Annotated in this window: 18 protein-coding genes; 4 read left to right on the forward strand and 14 right to left on the reverse strand. The window is 46.9% G+C overall.

Translation table 11 applies throughout. The features are described from left to right. Positions 1–97: 97 nt before the first annotated feature. Positions 98–274, reverse strand: a complete 177-nt coding sequence (locus AC6I3O_RS13250; RefSeq protein ID WP_497851299.1) for a hypothetical protein — start codon at positions 272–274, stop codon at positions 98–100. 255 nt (positions 275–529) lie between these two features. Here AC6I3O_RS13250 and AC6I3O_RS13255 point away from each other — a divergent pair, with 255 nt between their 5' ends. After that, positions 530–706, forward strand: a complete 177-nt coding sequence (locus tag AC6I3O_RS13255; RefSeq protein WP_497851300.1) for a hypothetical protein — start codon at positions 530–532, stop codon at positions 704–706. Between the two features lie 132 nt (positions 707–838). On the opposite strand, the gene AC6I3O_RS13260 is transcribed toward AC6I3O_RS13255, so the two are convergent. Together AC6I3O_RS13260 and AC6I3O_RS13265 are read right to left on the reverse strand one after the other, a co-directional pair. Continuing rightward, positions 839–1,291, reverse strand: coding sequence for a DUF3021 domain-containing protein (locus tag AC6I3O_RS13260; RefSeq protein WP_497851301.1), 453 nt, complete (start codon positions 1,289–1,291; stop codon positions 839–841). Further along, positions 1,288–1,737, reverse strand: a complete 450-nt coding sequence (locus AC6I3O_RS13265; protein WP_497851302.1) for a LytTR family DNA-binding domain-containing protein — start codon at positions 1,735–1,737, stop codon at positions 1,288–1,290. Before AC6I3O_RS13265 ends, AC6I3O_RS13260 begins: the two co-directional genes overlap by 4 nt. 188 nt (positions 1,738–1,925) lie before the next feature. On the opposite strand from AC6I3O_RS13265, the gene AC6I3O_RS13270 reads away from it, so the two are divergent. After that, a complete protein-coding gene (locus tag AC6I3O_RS13270; RefSeq protein WP_497851303.1) occupies positions 1,926–2,711 on the forward strand; it encodes an ABC transporter ATP-binding protein in 786 nt (261 codons plus the stop codon). Further along, positions 2,708–3,460: an ABC transporter permease gene (locus AC6I3O_RS13275; protein WP_497851304.1), complete on the forward strand. Its 753-nt coding sequence runs from the start codon at positions 2,708–2,710 to the stop codon at positions 3,458–3,460. The genes AC6I3O_RS13270 and AC6I3O_RS13275 overlap by 4 nt, the downstream gene beginning before the upstream one ends. A gap of 58 nt (positions 3,461–3,518) precedes the next feature. Here AC6I3O_RS13275 and AC6I3O_RS13280 read toward each other — a convergent pair whose 3' ends face one another. Continuing rightward, positions 3,519–4,322, reverse strand: a complete 804-nt coding sequence (locus tag AC6I3O_RS13280; protein WP_497851305.1) for an AAA family ATPase — start codon at positions 4,320–4,322, stop codon at positions 3,519–3,521. Between the two features lie 215 nt (positions 4,323–4,537). Between AC6I3O_RS13280 and AC6I3O_RS13285 the strand changes: the two genes are divergently transcribed. Continuing rightward, on the forward strand, positions 4,538–5,005 hold the full coding sequence (locus tag AC6I3O_RS13285; RefSeq protein ID WP_497851306.1) for a LytR/AlgR family response regulator transcription factor: 468 nt from the start codon (positions 4,538–4,540) through the stop codon (positions 5,003–5,005). 23 nt (positions 5,006–5,028) lie between these two features. On the opposite strand, the gene AC6I3O_RS13290 is transcribed toward AC6I3O_RS13285, so the two are convergent. From AC6I3O_RS13290 to AC6I3O_RS13335, 10 genes are all read right to left on the reverse strand, one after another. Then, the gene (locus tag AC6I3O_RS13290; protein WP_497851307.1) at positions 5,029–6,171 is read right to left on the reverse strand and encodes a sensor histidine kinase; all 1,143 of its coding nucleotides are present in this window, start codon (positions 6,169–6,171) and stop codon (positions 5,029–5,031) included. Positions 6,172–6,206: 35 nt separating this feature from the next. After that, positions 6,207–6,875, reverse strand: a complete 669-nt coding sequence (locus AC6I3O_RS13295) for a response regulator transcription factor (RefSeq protein ID WP_497851308.1) — start codon at positions 6,873–6,875, stop codon at positions 6,207–6,209. A gap of 84 nt (positions 6,876–6,959) precedes the next feature. Further along, a complete protein-coding gene (gpmI, locus tag AC6I3O_RS13300) occupies positions 6,960–8,498 on the reverse strand; it encodes a 2,3-bisphosphoglycerate-independent phosphoglycerate mutase (protein ID WP_497853473.1) in 1,539 nt (512 codons plus the stop codon). A 54-nt stretch (positions 8,499–8,552) separates the two neighbouring features. Further along, entirely contained in the window at positions 8,553–9,380 is an 828-nt protein-coding gene (locus AC6I3O_RS13305) for an alpha/beta hydrolase (protein ID WP_497851309.1), read from the reverse strand. Between the two features lie 81 nt (positions 9,381–9,461). Further along, complete coding sequence (gene tpiA / locus AC6I3O_RS13310) at positions 9,462–10,211, reverse strand: triose-phosphate isomerase (protein WP_491869803.1); 750 nt, start codon at positions 10,209–10,211, stop codon at positions 9,462–9,464. 57 nt (positions 10,212–10,268) lie between these two features. Continuing rightward, positions 10,269–11,462: a phosphoglycerate kinase gene (locus AC6I3O_RS13315; RefSeq protein WP_497851310.1), complete on the reverse strand. Its 1,194-nt coding sequence runs from the start codon at positions 11,460–11,462 to the stop codon at positions 10,269–10,271. A 197-nt stretch (positions 11,463–11,659) separates the two neighbouring features. Further along, positions 11,660–12,673 carry a type I glyceraldehyde-3-phosphate dehydrogenase gene (gene gap, locus AC6I3O_RS13320; RefSeq protein ID WP_497851311.1) on the reverse strand — a complete coding sequence of 338 codons (1,014 nt, stop codon included), beginning with the start codon at positions 12,671–12,673 and terminating at the stop codon, positions 11,660–11,662. 200 nt (positions 12,674–12,873) lie between these two features. After that, positions 12,874–14,469: an AAA family ATPase gene (locus tag AC6I3O_RS13325; protein ID WP_497851312.1), complete on the reverse strand. Its 1,596-nt coding sequence runs from the start codon at positions 14,467–14,469 to the stop codon at positions 12,874–12,876. 108 nt (positions 14,470–14,577) lie between these two features. After that, positions 14,578–16,026 carry a TldD/PmbA family protein gene (locus tag AC6I3O_RS13330; protein ID WP_497851313.1) on the reverse strand — a complete coding sequence of 483 codons (1,449 nt, stop codon included), beginning with the start codon at positions 16,024–16,026 and terminating at the stop codon, positions 14,578–14,580. Continuing rightward, on the reverse strand, positions 16,023–17,408 hold the full coding sequence (locus AC6I3O_RS13335) for a TldD/PmbA family protein (RefSeq protein WP_497851314.1): 1,386 nt from the start codon (positions 17,406–17,408) through the stop codon (positions 16,023–16,025). The genes AC6I3O_RS13330 and AC6I3O_RS13335 overlap by 4 nt, the downstream gene beginning before the upstream one ends. Position 17,409: the final 1 nt, after the last annotated feature.

A 17,409-nucleotide genomic window follows, 5' to 3' on the forward strand; every position in this document is an offset into this window, starting at 1 on the left:
CCAAATGATTTGTCCGTTGGTTAATCTGAAAATAAAAAAGGTGCAAAGTCCTTGATAATTCAATAAAGACTTTACACCTTGATAAACGGTTGATTATTTAGTTTTCACTATTTAATGGTGGGTTCTGATAAAGTTTTCGCTCTATTAATTTGCGTTCAAACTCAATTTCCTGTAAAACCGGTTCACAGTTTTCCTTTTTTGCTACTCTCTCTAATCGGTCTAATAAATCTAACCTTTCAAAGAGATTAACATTTAGTTCCTTTTCACCTGGCATATCCTTCACCTCACTTTTAAAGTGCCGTTTACTTTGGTACTTTCATTATATCAATCGGTGATTGTGGTGTAAAGCCTTTCTTCGATTATCAAAGCACTTTAGATCTGGGCACTACACAAATTTAAAATGTCCTTGACAAAGGGTACAATTTAAACAAAACATCTCGACAATTCAATAAAGGCTTTACACCATTTACATAATCCGCTATAATTAATGTAACAATCAATAATTGTTTCAATAAAAGGCGGTGAAAGGATGGCAGCGGATATGACATTAGAAGAGCAAAAAGAAGTAGCTATAAATAGATTTGTTGATTTAATGAGAATCAAGGCATATGAAACAGGAGAAAATAAAGAGCTTGAATATCAGATCAAAGTTGCTAAAATAAAATTGCAAAGTTTTGGTATTGATTATTCAGAACTTGAATTTTAAAACTTCATAATCGTAACCTACTAACCAGGGTGTAAAGTCCTAAATAACTCAATAAAGACTTTACACCTTTTCATGTGATTTAATTGTTACTCTCTGATATAGTCATGGTGTAAAGCCTTTCTTCCATTTGATTTATCTCTTATCCTGTTGAAGCTCCTTAATCCTTTCGTTGATTCGTTTGACTTCATTCCGGTTGAACAGATAGAACCCGAACCAAATCACCATAAAAATACAGCAGGAAGATAAAAATTGTAAGACTGTGACCATAATCCTGTCCGGGAAGAATGGAATCCATCCCAAGGAAACGGCAACCGGGTAAAAAACCCCCATTCCAACACAAAAATGTATCAGCACTTTCCCAAATCCGGAAAACCGGTCGAATTGATAGACGACCGACGTCCCGCCGCATGCAATTCCTACCGCCATAGCCCCGAGAGACTGCCTCGCAAAATCCCGGAAAATCATCTCCAGAAACTCCTGCCCGCCCCCCACATAAAAGGACAGGCACATTATCACGAAAAACGTACAGCCTAAAGAAATACCATATAACAGATATTTTATCACCAATCTGACCATCTTTTTCATCTCAGCCCCAGCCTTTCCTTGAAAGATTTCCTGTAATTTCTCGAAATAAAATCCGTAACGCCATTCTTCATCACCAGCTCCATCGTACCGTTAAATCCTGCCTCCACATGGTCGATCTGGCGGATATTGATAATTGCTGATTTTGAAACCCTTACGAAACCGCTGTCGAGTATCTGTTCCAATTCATATAAAGGCTTATCTAATACATATCGGTTCTTCATTTTATCATAACAGATGATTTCCCTGCCTTCCGTGCGCACCAATGCAATCTCTTCCGCTTTCAGAAAAAACGTTTTCCTTTCTTTTGCGGCAATTAACGTCAGAGCATCCGGCTCCTCCCTCTCAAGCATGGAAATGATTTCTGCAATCTTGTGGGTCATTCTCTTGATATAAAGAACTGCATACGGCTCTTTGTAATCCGGATCAATTTTACATTCGACTTTCATAGATATGCCTCCTTCCCTTATGATTATAGCACAATAAAGACTAAGGACGCGTGCATCTTGGACATGAAAAACGACCTCTTGCACATCAAGAACTGCCACTGCCCCAAACCCTATTGTTTATTCCAGGCCCACTGCCTAAAATAGATGCAAAGAACATATCGTAATCTTTAAATTTAGGAGGAAACCATATGAAACAGACCATCATACAAGTAGAAGACCTGAACCTGTCATATAAAAATGTACGGGCAGTCCAGAATGTTTCATTTTCAGTAAATCCCGGAGAAATCCTTGCCGTAATCGGACAAAACGGCTCCGGAAAGACCTCTACCGTAGAATGCATAGAGGGCTTACGCAGACCGGATTGCGGCCTGATTCGGGTCTTTGGGAAAGATCCGTGGCTGCACCGCTGCGAAGTCTACCGGGAGATGGGCGTTCAACTGCAGGAAACGGACTACCCATCCAAAATCAAAATCGAAGAACTATGCAGGCTGTTCGCAAGTTTTTACGACAGGCCTGCAGACTGGAATCTGTTACTGGCGCAGCTAGGGCTTGACGATAAGCGGAAATCCCCCCTACATAAATTATCCGGCGGTGAAAAACAACGGTTGTCTATTTTGTTATCCCTTATGGGACGGCCCAAATTATTAATTTTAGACAAATTAACGACCGGGCTTGACCCGGAAGTACGGCAGAACATGTGGATGAGCTTTGAGAGCATCCGAAAGAGCGGCGTTGCAATTCTCATGGTCTCCCACTATCTGGACGAGGTAGAGATTCTTGCCGATAAGATTCTCTATCTCGAAAAAGGACGGCAGCAATTCTTTGGAACCCAGAACGATTTTCGGAACTACGCAAAAAGTCGGATTCCCGAAAGTCAGCAAAAAGACCTATGGGAAGAAGAATGCCCACTGGAAAAAATATATTTAATGATTGCACCTAAAACAACAGGACTTACGATGGAGGGAATACTATGAAAAAGTTTGCGGTTATCTGTAATATTGAATTTCGGTTGTTTGTACGGGATTTTTTTTGTTTTTTCTTTGCCCTTGTGTTTCCTGTGCTCATGCTCCTGCTTTTTGGCGGCATCTTCGGAAACGCGCCGATTTATGAAGGAGCCGATATGGGAATGATGGATGCGACCGTACCGGCATACGCTGTGATGGTAATCGGAGTCACCGGATTAATGTCGCTTCCCTTGACATTATCAGGGTATAAGGAAAAAAAAATATATAAGAGGTTCGACGCTACGCCGGCAGGAAAGAAACGTATCATATCAGCGCAGATATTGGTGAACCTCATGATGACGCTAATCGGAATCGCTATTTTGTTAATCGCCGGGAAGCTCCTTTACCACATACGCCTCAAAGGAGATTTTCTTTCCGTGTGCGTGGGAATATTGCTTTCCATAGCGGCGATGTTTTCCATTGGATTTTTGCTCACCGCAATCGGGCGGGATTTAAAAGGCACGAACATGCTTTGTTATGTGGTCTATTTTGTCATGCTCTTCCTGTCCGGCGCCACAATGCCGGATCAGATGTTCCCTGAAACTATGAAGAAAATCTCCGGCTGTCTGCCGATGACTCATGCCGTGGATTTAATGCAAGGCATTTTTGCAGGAGAACGGTTAAGCCTTCACATCAAAGAATTACTGATTCTTGGTACATTGTCCGTGATATGTACGGCTGTGGGAGCCATCTTATACCGGAAGAAAGATTGGGCGTAAAAAAGTACGTTTTCTATGGACAGGAAACAAGGGAAATACTGCCAGTAAATCCTTACGGCTATACCCCCTTGCTTTCCCGCTCCATGAACATGACGTCCTTCCAGTTTATATCATTATAGTCCTGAATATACTTCTGGTATAACTGCCTTTTATACTGGGAATTCTCCAAAATACATTTCAGCATTGCATTACTCGCCATCTCAGACAATAACTCCAACTTTTGGGACGTAAAAAAGTTCGTAAAAAAGGAAATCGACTGGTTAGGATAAATATTCACCAATTCAGCAGCCACTCTTTTGGAATCTTCCGTATTAGAAAGGCAGGAAGCAATAATTTCAATTTTTTCTTCCTGATTCGGCTCCCACTCGAATTCTAACGTTCTTCCCGGCCTTCTCATTGGTTCATACAAAGACTCAAAATTGTTCCCGGTTAAAAAAATAGGGACTCGGTTCACATTTCCTACATTTTCGATATAATAAGGGTCGTCGGAAATATGCATGAGAAATGCCAGCGCCCCCTGATGCCTGGCCATCCCTGTGTTGGGTTCTCTCTCTCCAAGGATTGTGTCAATATCGTCAATCACGAGTACGGACGGCATCTTCTTTAAGATGTTCACAGAAGCGTTGATATATTGCTGCTTTAACAGTTTTGCAGACGCCTCCTCCCTCTCACATTCCAGTTCGGCGGAACTGACGGAAAAAACATCCACCCCAAGCTGTTCCAAATGTATTCTCAACTGTCTTGTCTTTCCCATTCCCGGCCTTCCCATAATCGCTAAAATCAGAGGATAGTCATCAATATCCAGCATATTGCCCAACAAATGTGTATTGATCTGCTTTTTAAATCGTTCTGGTATAAACATCTTATCCCGCCCCCTTCATTTCCCGTGAGTTTATCTCTTATTATACATTTTTCCCACTTTTTCGACAATTCTCGCACAACACAACCCGCAAGATAGAAACCATATTTGGAAAATAAATATTATAATAAAAAATAATTATTTTGCTTAATTCACGTAAGTTTTTCATGAGATAAGTGTTATATATTATAGGATAAATAATTAAGGACAAAAGAAAAATGGACGCACTACAAAAATGGCAGCAGGAACTATCAAATAACCAAAACCTTCAACATCATCTGTCTGCTTTTATCGACCAATTTGGTATATCTAATATAGAACATGCATTACAACTATACTCGAATCTGCACCATGAGTATATCTGTAAAACGAAAACCTCCGTATCGAAACTCCACGTTTATGATATCTATTACTTACAGATTCAGGGACATCATATATCCATCCATACACAGCATGGGATTTATCAGAAATATGGGACGCTGGCAAAGGAATTGAAGTTTTTGTCTCCCTATGGGTTTGAAAAATGCAGCCAGAGCTGTATCGTTTCCCTTGGTAAAATCAAAGCAATACACCACAACGACATCATTCTGCTCAATGGTGCGAAACTGCATATGAGCCGGGGCTATGCCTCCAAAATCATTCTGGCTTATTCTCAATACAATCCTTTTCGATCCACGATCTCCTAACCTTGGCAGGAGAAACGGCGTATTTAGATTTTAGAAAGATAAGAGCTTACCGGAAATTCCAGAATCATTTCCGTTCCCTCCCCTTCCCTGGATCTTGCATAAATCTCAATTCCCAGTTTCTTACACAGTTTCTTGCACAGATAGAGCCCCATTCCAGTGGAACGCTCCGTCTTGCGCCCATTACTGCCTGTAAATCCTTTCTCAAAGATGCGCCCAAGTTCCTCTTCCTGAATCCCAATCCCATTATCTTCCACCACCATTCTCACACCGTGGCTGTATTTTGACAGACAACCTTCTGTCTGCATCATCCGAGGCTCCCCTTCAAGATTTGCCTTCTGGGAATCCCCGACAAGGCTTGCCTTCTGCACATATTCCTCCGTATAAATCCGGATTAAGGCTCCATGCTCCCGACGGTATTTCGTACTGTTCAGCACAAGCTGATTCAGGATAAAAGTAATCCATTTCTGATCCGTATATGCAAACTCTTTACAGTCTACCTCTGCCTGCATATGATTCTGTATCAGATAATGCTTGTTTCTTTTCAGGACTACGATTGCAATCTCGCTTAACTTTGTTTCACGGATTACATAATCTTTATATACGTCCTCCGACCTGGCATAATACAATGCCATATCCACATAATTTTCTATCTTCTGGTTTTCCAGACGAATCCGCCGGGCAGCATCCCCCGCCACGCTGCCGCTCTCACAATTCCCTGAGACACTTCCTGTGCAATTAACGCACATCAGATCAATACTCGTAATCGGAGCCTTGACTTCATGTACCCAGCTTTCAATATACTCCCGGTACTCTTTCTGCTCATCCTCAATCTGCCGAATCCTCTCAATGACAGCCTTATTGGAAATCCGGATCATTTCCCTATAGATTCCGTCTTCCAGCCTGTGGGAAATTGGCATCAGCTCGCCGAGAAGATACCTCTGGTCCATCTTCTCAAGGGTCGCCCAAAGCGTATGGAAATAATATTTTCTGCTGTAAAATCCATATCCGATCCAAAACACCAGAATTAAAACCCAGAATATCAGAATCAGGAAACAATATTGGGGCTCATATCCGGTGGCATGTAAAAATCCTGACAGAAGAAGCATACAGAACATATGCAGCGTCAGAATCAGTATTTTATCTCTCAAATATTCCCTTATTTTCATTACATCATACCCCTTTCCATTCCCCACTCCTGACGTCAGATTCGATACCCCATCCCCCGCTTCGTCTCAATCAAGCCGGAAATCCCGATTTCTTCTAGTTTTCCCCGGATACGCGTAATATTCACGCTCAGTGTATTGTCGTCAATAAACACTTGGTTATCCCACAAGTACTCAATCATATCCGCCCGGGGGATGATTTCCCCCTTCCTTTGGAACAGCAGATGCAGAATTTTCAGCTCGTTTCTGGATAGTTCTGTCTGCTTTCCCCGAAAACCTATCGTACCTCTGGCGATATCTAACTCTACTTCCTTATGGGTAAATTTTACAGGTTCCCTCCTTGTTTCCCGATGGGTCCTTTTCAGGACTGCCCCAATCCTTGCCAGAAGAATCGGCGCCTGGAACGGTTTCGTGATATAATCATCCCCGCCTTTTAAGATTCCCGTCAGTTCATCCATAGAGTCCGTTCTGCTGGTCACAAAAATAACCGGAGTATCCGATTCTGCCCGTATCTTCGTGCAAATATCGAATCCAGACTCTTCCGGGAGATTCAAGTCCAGAAGCGCCAGATCCGGGTCCAAGGACAAAACGGCAGAGGCAACGTCCGAGAACTCTTCAAGCGCCGTTACCTGATAGAATGCATTTTCCAAAAGTAGCTTTAACTCCTGCCTGAGCACGGCGTCATCTTCCACGATTACAATATGCATACGTTTCCTCCCTATCTTTTCCAAGCCCGTTTCTGAAAAAAGACCCTAAAGAAAAAATTTCTTTAAAGGTCTTTTCCACATCACTTACTTCACCAGAAGGCTCTTCCCAGTCATTTCCTTCGGCTGTTCCATGCCCATCAGCTCAATCAGCGTAGGCGCAATATCTGCCAGGCATCCGCCCTCCCGCAACCGATAAGCCGGATCTGCGTTCACCAGGATGAACGGCACCGGATTGGTCGTATGCGCCGTAAACGGCTCGCCTGTCTCATCGTCAATTAACTGCTCTGCATTGCCGTGGTCCGCACAGATGAACATCTGGCCGCCCACTTCCTTCACTGCCTCGACAGCCTTACCAACACATTCATCCACGGCTTCGATGGCTTTAATCGCAGCAGCCTCCACGCCGGTATGCCCTACCATATCCGGATTTGCAAAATTAATGATGATTACATCATAGTTGCCGGAACGGATGGCGCCTGTCAGCTTATCGCATACTTCATATGCACTCATCTCCGGTTTCAGGTCATAGGTCGCCACCTTCGGAGAATTGACGAGAATCCGGTCTTCCCCCTCGTTGGGCTCTTCTACGCCGCCGTTAAAGAAGAAGGTCACATGGGCATATTTCTCTGTCTCGGCGATACGCGCCTGTTTCTTTCCATTGGATGCAAGAAAGGCTCCAAATGTATTGGTAATCTCTTCCTTGACGAACGCCACCTGTTTGTTCTCAATGGTCACGTCATACTCTGTAAAGCATACATAACAAGTCTTGACTCTCTTCCCCCGGTCAAATCCGGTAAACCCATCGTCACAGAACGTCCTTGTAATCTCCCTTGCACGGTCTGGACGGAAATTAAAGAAGATAATGGAATCATTGTCCTGAATTGTGGCCACCGGCGCGCCGTCCTTCACAACGACCGTAGGGAGTACGAACTCATCCGTGGTATCCTTGTCGTAGGAAGCCTGAATTCCCTCTGGTCCGCTTACCGCCGTCTCGCCTTCCCCGAATACCATAGCCCGGTATGCCTTTTCCACACGGTCCCAACGGTTATCACGGTCCATGGCATAGTAACGTCCCATGACGGTCGCAACTTCGCCCACGCCAATCTCGTCCATCTTAGCCACAAGCTGCTCCACATATTCTTTTCCGGATGCCGGAGGCGTATCACGTCCATCTAAGAAACAGTGTACATACACCTTCTCAATTCCCTGACGTTTTGCCAGCTCCAGAAGCCCATAGATATGCGTATTATGGCTGTGTACGCCACCGTCGGACACAAGCCCGTACATATGGAGGGCGCTGCCATGCTTCTTTACATTTTCACATGCCGCAAGAAGCGCAGGGTTCTCAAAGAAATCCCCATCCTGGATTGCCTTTGTAATCTTGGTAAGATCCTGATATACGATACGACCTGCGCCCATGTTCAGATGTCCCACCTCGGAATTTCCCATCTGCCCGTCCGGAAGCCCGACTGCAAGGCCGCTGGCATTTCCTTTTACGAACGGGCACTTGGCCATCAGCTCGTCCATGACCGGAGTCTTGCCCTCCAAAACGGCATTTCCTTCTGTCTTCTCATTCAACCCATAACCATCCAAAATCATCAGCACTGTTGGTTTCTTGTTCATCATGCCTCAATACTCCTTTGCTCATCTTTTTCATTCATTTATCAGGCGGAAAACCTACGCAAATAACCTTTCAAGCCACGCATCCGCAAGGCCCGCCCACTGGGCGCACTCCATCTGGACACCTGAGCCGTCTGCCCGCTCCACGGCCGGACTTGCAAGGCTTAACCCATGTTCCCCATTCGGGAAAATATGAAGCTCAGCCGGAATCCCCGCCTTCCTAAGCGCCGCCGTCAGCATCAGTGAATTTTCTACAGGAACAGTGGCATCTTCCATCGTGTGCCAGATGAAACAAGGCGGCATCGTCTCCGTCACCTGCTTCTCAATAGAGACCTTCTCTGCCTGCATCTCATAGTCTTCCCCTAAAAGATTCTCAAAACTTCCCATATGGGCGTACGCCGGGTCGGAAGTGATTACCGGATAGCTCAGCATGATTCCTTTCGGTTTCATCTCCTCTGCCTTTGCTCCAAGGGGCGCAAGCACAAAATCCTGATTCCAGAATGCGCCGTAGGAAGCGGCAAGATGGCCGCCGGCCGAAGATCCCTGTACGACAAGCTTTTCCATATCCACATTCCATTCATCCTGATGCTCCCGGATTACCTTAAATGCCTGCCCTACCTCTAATAACGGCGTCGGGAAATGAACCGGAGCCGTAGAATAACGCAGCACACATGCATGGTAGCCCTGGTTCAGGAAATGCATCGCCGTCGGCTCTCCTTCCCTGTAACTGGTCCGCTCATAACCGCCGCCCGGACAGATCAGGATCAGCGGCCGCTTCTCAATTTTCAGGCTTCTCCCGTCATGAGGAGTGTCCAGGATATATGCCTGAAGCCTCGCATCATTCGCAGACCCCTCTACCTGTACGGATATCTCTGTATAAATCATAAGATCCCCCTTTCGGTCAAAAGACTGTCCGACCGGATACACATCTGATCAGACAGCCTTTCTATAATCTTACTTTCATTCCTACTTATAGTTCACAATCTTGCCAAAGTCAGCCTTCAAAGAAGCTCCGCCTACAAGGCCTCCGTCAATGTCAGCCTGTGCAAACAGATCCGCAGCCGTCGCCGCATTGACAGACCCGCCGTACTGGATACGGATTTCTGCAGCCGTCGCATCATCATATACTTCTGCGATACATGCGCGGATTCCTGCGCAGACTTCCTGTGCCTGCTCAGTTGTAGCGGTCTTTCCTGTTCCGATTGCCCAGATTGGCTCATAAGCGATAACTGCCGTCTTCGCCTGATCTGCCGTTACATTCTGGAAACCAACCTTCACCTGCTGGCGGATGAAATCCATAGTTACGCCCTGCTCCCTCTGCTCTAAGCTCTCGCCGCAGCACATGATTGGGGTAATGCCATGCTCGAACGCCTTCAAGACCTTCTTATTCACATCCTCATTGGTCTCGCCAAAGTACTCTCTTCTCTCAGAATGTCCGAGAACCACGTATTTCACGCCTGCATCTACCAGCATGTTCGGGGAAATCTCACCTGTATAAGCGCCGCTCTCCTCGAAATACATGTTCTCTGCACCAACCTGAATATTAGTCCCCTTAGCCGCCTCAACCACCGGGACAATGTCGATTGCAGGTACGCAGAAAACTACGTCAACCTCGTCGTTTGCTACTAAAGGTTTTAACTCTTCCACCAGTGCGACCGCCTCGCTGGGAGTCTTGTTCATCTTCCAGTTGCCTGCAATAATTTTTCTTCTTGCCATGATATAAAATCTCCTTATATAATATTTTTCAAGCTTTTTACGGGTATCGCCAAGCTTTTACCTATCGTTTGCAGCCGCTACGCCTGGTAACTCTTTGCCTTCCAGGAACTCGAGGGACGCGCCGCCGCCTGTTGAGATGTGGGTCATCTTGTCGCCGTAGCCTAACTGGTTCACTGCCGCCGCAGAGTCGCCGCCGCCGATGATCGTCGTAGCCTGCGTGTCTGCCAGAGCCTTTGCCACAGCCTCCGTGCCATGGGCAAATTTCGGCATTTCAAAACATCCCATTGGTCCGTTCCACACTACCGTCTTCGCATCTTGTACCGCGTCACAGAAAATCTTCTCTGTGTCAGGTCCGATGTCAAGTCCCTGCCATCCGTCCGGAATCTCGCCGGCCTTTACAATCTTGCTATTGGCGTCATTGGAGAAATCATCTGCGATGACCGTATCCACCGGAAGCAATAACTTCACGCCCTTCTCCTCGGCCTTTTTCAGCATATTCAGCGCATACTCACAGTAGTCATCCTCAAGAAGAGAGTTGCCTACGCTTCCGCCCTGTGCCTTTGAGAACGTATAAGACATTCCTCCGCCGATAATCAGCGTATCTACTTTGTCAAGAAGGTTCTCGATTACGGAAATCTTACTGGATACCTTCGCTCCTCCAAGAATCGCAACGAACGGTCTCTCTGGATTGTTCACCGCATTTCCAAGGAAATCAATCTCTTTCTGCATTAAGTAACCTACCGCTGCAGTATCAACGAACTGTGTCACGCCCACGTTAGAGCAGTGCGCACGGTGCGCGGTCCCAAACGCATCATTTACAAATACGTCGCAAAGGGACGCCAAATCCTTGCTGAACGCTTCGCCGTTCTTTGTCTCTTCAATTCTGTAACGAGTATTCTCAAGAAGTACCACTTCTCCGTCCTGCATCGCCTCCACAGCAGCCTTTGCATTCTCACCTACAACCTCTGCATCCGCCGCAAATTTTACCTCCTGGGAAAGGAGTTCAGACAGACGCTTTGCCACTGGTGCAAGAGATAACTCCGGTTTCGGCTCTCCCTTGGGCTTTCCAAGATGTGAGCAGAGAATAATCTTCCCGCCGTCTGCTATCAGCTTCTTAATCGTCGGAAGCGCAGCTACCAGACGGTTCTCGTCCGTAATCTTCCCGTCAATCAACGGTACGTTGAAGTCGCATCTTACCAACACTTTTTTTCCTTTTACATTGATATCATCTACTGATTTTTTATTGAGCATGTAAAAATGTCCGCTACCCATATGCCGCAGAATATCGGTGAGATATTTTGCAGGGCAGCTTTCCCCTTTCTTTTCTAAAATACGCTGCGGTCATCCGTCTAAAATATGCCGCATATTTTCCTATATTCCAAATATACCCAGCATATCGAAAAAGAATCCGGTCCTTAATCAGACCGGACCCTTTGGGTATTCCAGAATTATGCTAATTCAGAGAAGTATTTGATTGTCCTTACCATCTGGCTTGTGTAAGAATTCTCATTGTCATACCATGATACGACCTGAACCTCTGTTGTTCCGTCTCCAACCGGCAGAGCCATTGTCTGTGTAGCATCGAACAATGAACCATATCTCATACCAACGATATCACTGGATACGATCTCGTCTGTATTGTATCCGAAGGACTCGTTAGATGCAGCCTTCATAGCCTCATTGATCTGATCTACCGTTACTTCACCCTCAACAACTGCTGTCAGGATTGTGGTTGATCCGGTAGGTGTAGGAATTCTCTGAGCAGCTCCGATCAGCTTACCGTTAAGCTCTGGGATAACCAGGCCGATAGCCTTAGCTGCGCCTGTGCTGTTCGGTACGATATTCACTGCCGCTGCACGGGATCTTCTTAAATCACCCTTTCTCTGCGGTCCGTCAAGAGTCATCTGATCGCCTGTGTAAGCGTGGATCGTACACATAATACCTGACTTGATAGCTGCAAGGTCATTCAAAGCCTTAGCCATCGGAGCCAGACAGTTCGTTGTACAGGAAGCAGCGGAAATAACGGTATCCTCTGCTGTCAGCTTGTCATGATTTACATTGTAAACGATAGTAGGAAGGTCATTTCCTGCCGGTGCGGAGATAACGACTTTTCTTGCACCTGCCTTAACATGTGCGGAAGCTTTCTCTTTAGATGTGTAGAAACCTGTACACTCCAGAACAACATCAACGTTCAGATCTCCCCATGGAAGTTCTTCAGCGTTAGCCTTTGCATAAATCTTAATCTCTTTGCCGTCAACAATGATAGAGTCCTCTGTTGCCTCTACCTTGTCACATAAAGCGTATCTGCCCTGTGAAGAGTCATACTTTAACAGGTGTGCAAGCATCTTAGGAGATGTCAGGTCGTTGATCGCTACAACCTCATATCCCTCTGCCCCAAACATCTGTCTGAATGCAAGACGTCCGATACGTCCGAATCCATTGATCGCTACTTTTACTGCCATGATTAATTCCTCCTAAAGTTTTATTAACTGTTTACGCAGTCCTATTGCTCGTGAAGCCTTTAACATATAGATTGTTAAATAATCCTCAACTGGTAATAATTGTACTAAATCTGATACAAAAATTCAAGTGCTTTTCCCATTTTTATGTAACTTGTCCAAAAAGTAGCCTCCTTCGTATCAAAACTGCATAAAAAGGCTGTCTACCGACAGTCTTTGCAATCAAACTTCTCGATCACACAGCTATGCTTCCTTTTTCCCACAGGAGCTTCTTTATTATAACTAATTCCGACCAGTAAAATCTCACCGCCGTATTCCCGGATGGCGTCCGGATACCTGCGCTCCTTCATCTGACGGATTGTCCCCTGGGCGGTCTGGTTCCATTTCAGCTCGACGGCCAGCGCCGGCATCATCGAATCTTTCTTAGGAAAGTAGATCATATCCGCGTACCCATCCCCGGCCGGCAATTCTTCAAACAGCAGGAACTCATCCCCGTAGCTAAAATAAGCCCGCTTAATCACACTTCGGAGCGACTGTTCACTGTTATAATGCAGAGGCGCTTCCTCGCCATGAATCTTCTCAATCTGCCTTGCCACAGCCTCCGCATTTCCATGTACCGTATCCAAGATAAGCTGTTCGCTCTCTCTGACCCTTCTGATGGTATCGTCCCGCTTTACATCCCGGACAATCCGGTTGAATTCCATCCGTATCTCCTCATTCGGGATACGCACCCGCTCCGTCGTCTCATCATAAGCCAGATACCCCAGATGAATCAACAGCGTCAGCACATCATCCCGATTCCGGAAGGTTACAAGGTCATTGGCAAATCTTTTCGTATCTACCTTCACTTCCCCGCCGCCGATTAACTCAGCTACCGTCTTAGACAGACCGTCAAAATTAAGGCTGATATACCCCATCAGGCTTTCCGCGGCCGACGTCTGCGTCCAGTAGGAATCGAAATCATCATTGCGGATAGCCTCCATCACAGAATTCGGGTTATATAAGGAACCCACTCCCCGGAAATAATAACCGTCATACCACTGTTTCATCATCGCAAAATCACAGTCGTATTCCTGGCAGAGTTTCTGTACCTCATCCTCGGTAAACCCTGCATAACCGCCGAATTTCCGGGGCTTGACCGCCGTAAATTCTTTAAAATCCGAAATCGCCGACTGGGAACCATCCTTTTTAATCGGAAGAATCCCCGTCATATACACTGCTGCAAAAATCTTATCCGTCGTACCGCTGCTCTTGAACAACATTCGCAGGAACTCAAGATAATCTTTCTCAATTTCCGGCGTTTCCCGAATCGGCGCATCCCACTCATCGATAATCATAACGAACTTCGTCCCCGTCAGTTCCACAACATGAATCAGTGTTTCATCAAAAACATTTTCTATCTTCATCTCAGTATACATGCTTGCCAATTCTTCTGTGACTTTAGACTGTATAAACGAAATAATATTCTGTCCGCCTGATTTTCCCATCACATTCGTCATATCAAGATAAATCACATTGTACTGATTCAAATGCTTCCGGTAAGATTCCCTCGTCTCCTCATCCGCCGCAATCTTCAAGTCATCAAACAATGCAGAAGAATCACAAGTCTTATCGTAATACGCACACAACATTTTCGCCGCAAATGACTTTCCAAAGCGACGGGGCCTGCTGATACAGGTAAGCCGCCTCGGGGTTTCTATCGTATCATTAATCAACCCAATCAGGCCGCTTTTATCCACATACGTATCATTCCTAATCCCGGTAAATCCGCTGTTCCCGGGATTTAAGTATGTTCCCATTGCACATATCACTCCCTTTCATACTGCATTATTCCGCATACATTTCCTGCAATGACATTTCACATGCATTTATAATATCATGGGTTCCAAGGTCTATCAAGGCATTTCTCACATCCCTGACACCATCATCCTCCCCACTTTTACGGAAGGGCTTACTGCGCACGCCCCGTCCACCAGACGGTACGCCGGGTCGTCTCCAATCATCTCAATCCCTTCCCATAGCTCACAGATATTCCCGGAAATGGTAAACTGGTTCACCGCACTCTCCACTTGCCCGTCCACGATTCGGTTTCCGGAAGCCAGCAGGGAAAAATTCCCGCTCTCTGTGTCCGCCCCGGCGAACATCCCTTCAATCTTCCTGATATAGATTCCGCCTTCCGAAGCCTTCAGCATCTCTTTTCGGGGAAATGTCCCTTCCTCTGAAGACAGGATCACATTCGTAGCTCCCGTCCCAATGTCTGCCGTCACATCCGGCCTAAACCCGTTCCCAGTAGTCTCCGTTCCCCCTTCGGCAGCGCTCTTGCGGTTATACAGCACATTTTCAAACACACCGCGGTTCATAAGGACTGTCCGCGCCACAGGTGTTCCCTCGTCATCAATCCTGCGCCTACGGGTTCCCTGGCTGCTGAACGGGTCCTCCTCCATGTGAAGGGCGGCGCATCCCACCCGCTTTCCAACCTTTCCTGCCAGAGGGCTGGCATGGCGGCGGATATTCTCCCCATAGAACATCGAAAGATAATGCCCTGTAAGCTCCGCCATCACACTGTTTTCCAGCACGATGGGATAACTGCCAGAGGAAATCTTTTCCCCATGAAGCCCGAATCTGGCCTGCTTTGCCGCCTGTCTCGCCACTTCACAGACAGGCTCCCGAAATCCCGCCATTTCTATCTCCTCCCCACGCTCCCCTTGTGCGGCCAACCGTTTATTGCAGGGCAGATGGGCTTCGTCCAATAAGGTACACTTCGTGGCTGCGGCCACCGAATCCCCGTCCTTTGCCACCACCCGGACCGTAAAGGTACAATTCCCGTCGTCATCCGCAAGACAATGCAAATGTTCGTCTACCAGCACCATCGTCTCCTCATACTGCCGATATTCGCACATTTCCACAAAATGCGCCTTCTCACAGGCAAGGGCTTCCCGCTCCGCACACTTTAGGCTCTCTGCGACTGCCTCACGGTCAATCTGGCGCCAACGCTTTCCTCGGAAATCTTTACTCGCCTTAAAATCCTCAGGCAATTCCCGATTCCCCAAAGTCCCTGCTGATTCCCTGAGCCGCCGGATGATTTCCTCCACATCTTCAAGGGAACTTGCGTATGCGCAGCAGTATTCTCCGTCCCAAGACGCCTCCGCCATATACATCTTACTTTCTCCATACTCGCGATATTTAAGCTTCTGGTTCTCTACCCCAAGGCGTTCTGATCTGCGGGAATTCACGCAAAGCCTCACATGCGAAAACCCGGCGTTCCCTAGCCTGCAAAGAAACTCCGCCGTCTTTTTGGCATCCTGCAATCCCCAGCCGTCCGGACATTCTGTTATGCATCCTAAAGCATCCGTCATAGTTCCTTCCCTCCTACCGTCATTTCCGTAATCCGCACCGCAGGCTGGCCAGCCCCGATAGGGAGCTGCCCGCTTCCGGCATAACAATACCCCTGCGCCAGTGCGAAATCATCCGACACCATGTCCACCTTAGGCAGAATCTCCCCGCCCGTCCCAATCAGCGTCGCGCTCATAAGCGGCACGGTGATCTCTCCCTTCTCAATCAAGTAAGTCTCTCCCGTGTTAAAATTGAATTCCCCTGTCACGGGATCGACAGAACCGGCGTTAATACCCTTCACGAACAATCCCCTGTCAATGGATTCCACCATATCCCCGAACTTGTCCGTTCCCGGTGCAATATAGGTATTTGTCATACGTGACACTGGTGCGAACCGATAATTTTCTCTCCGGCAAGAGCCGGTGGGCGCAAGCCCCATCCGTTTCGCATCCATCCGGTCTAAAAGGTAGTTCTTCAAAATACCACCCTCAATCAGCACGTTTTTCCTGGTCAGAATCCCTTCATCATCAATCCCAAGAGACCCCCACTCCCCGACAATGGAACCATCGTCAATCAGCGTCACCTTATCCGACGCAACCTTCTTTCCCAATTTCCCGGCAAATTCCGAGCATCCATTCGCCACGGAAGTTCCCTCCAGCGAATGCCCGCACGCTTCATGAAAGAATAAGCCTCCGAACCCATTTGCGATAATGATTGGCATACGGCCCACGGGACAGGGGCGCGCCCCAAGCATCCTCTTTGCGCTTCTTGCCGCCTTCCTTGCTTGATCCACAAACGTCTCCGTGTGAAGAAATTCCGGTCCTTGCATTGCCCCCGGCCCGATAAAGCCAGTCTGTCTGCTCTCCGATTTCTCATCTGCCGCGACCATGGTAAACCGGACGCGGGTGTACACACGACGATCCTCTGCATACACCCCTTCCGTATTAGCAATCTGCACTCCCTGGTCCGCATCCACGTAACAGGCTCGTCCCTGCACCACGCAGTCCGCCTCACTCTTACCCGCCTTGATTGCTTCCTGCAATGAATAAACCTTCTTTTTTAACTCCATGTCGCGGGGAAGTATCCCCTTCAAAACGATTCCATGAGGCACGATTGTGGAAAGAGGCGTTCTCTTACCGAAAACGCCTCCTAAACCCAGGTGTTCTTTCAAAAGTCCGAACACCTTCTCTTCTCTCACATCTGCGCTGTACAGATATTCACATTCCAATCCCCGAAACATGCGGATACCGATACCGCTCTCATGTCCACAGGCACACTTGACGACCTGCATGTCCACGAGATTAAACTGGGTACGTTCCACATCCTCAAAGAATACCTCTGCATAATCAACCCCACAGGAAACCGCATAATCCAGTATCTTCTCTATGTATGATTTTGCCAGCATT

It is taken from the genome of Sporofaciens sp. St.21A7, from assembly GCF_059728535.1.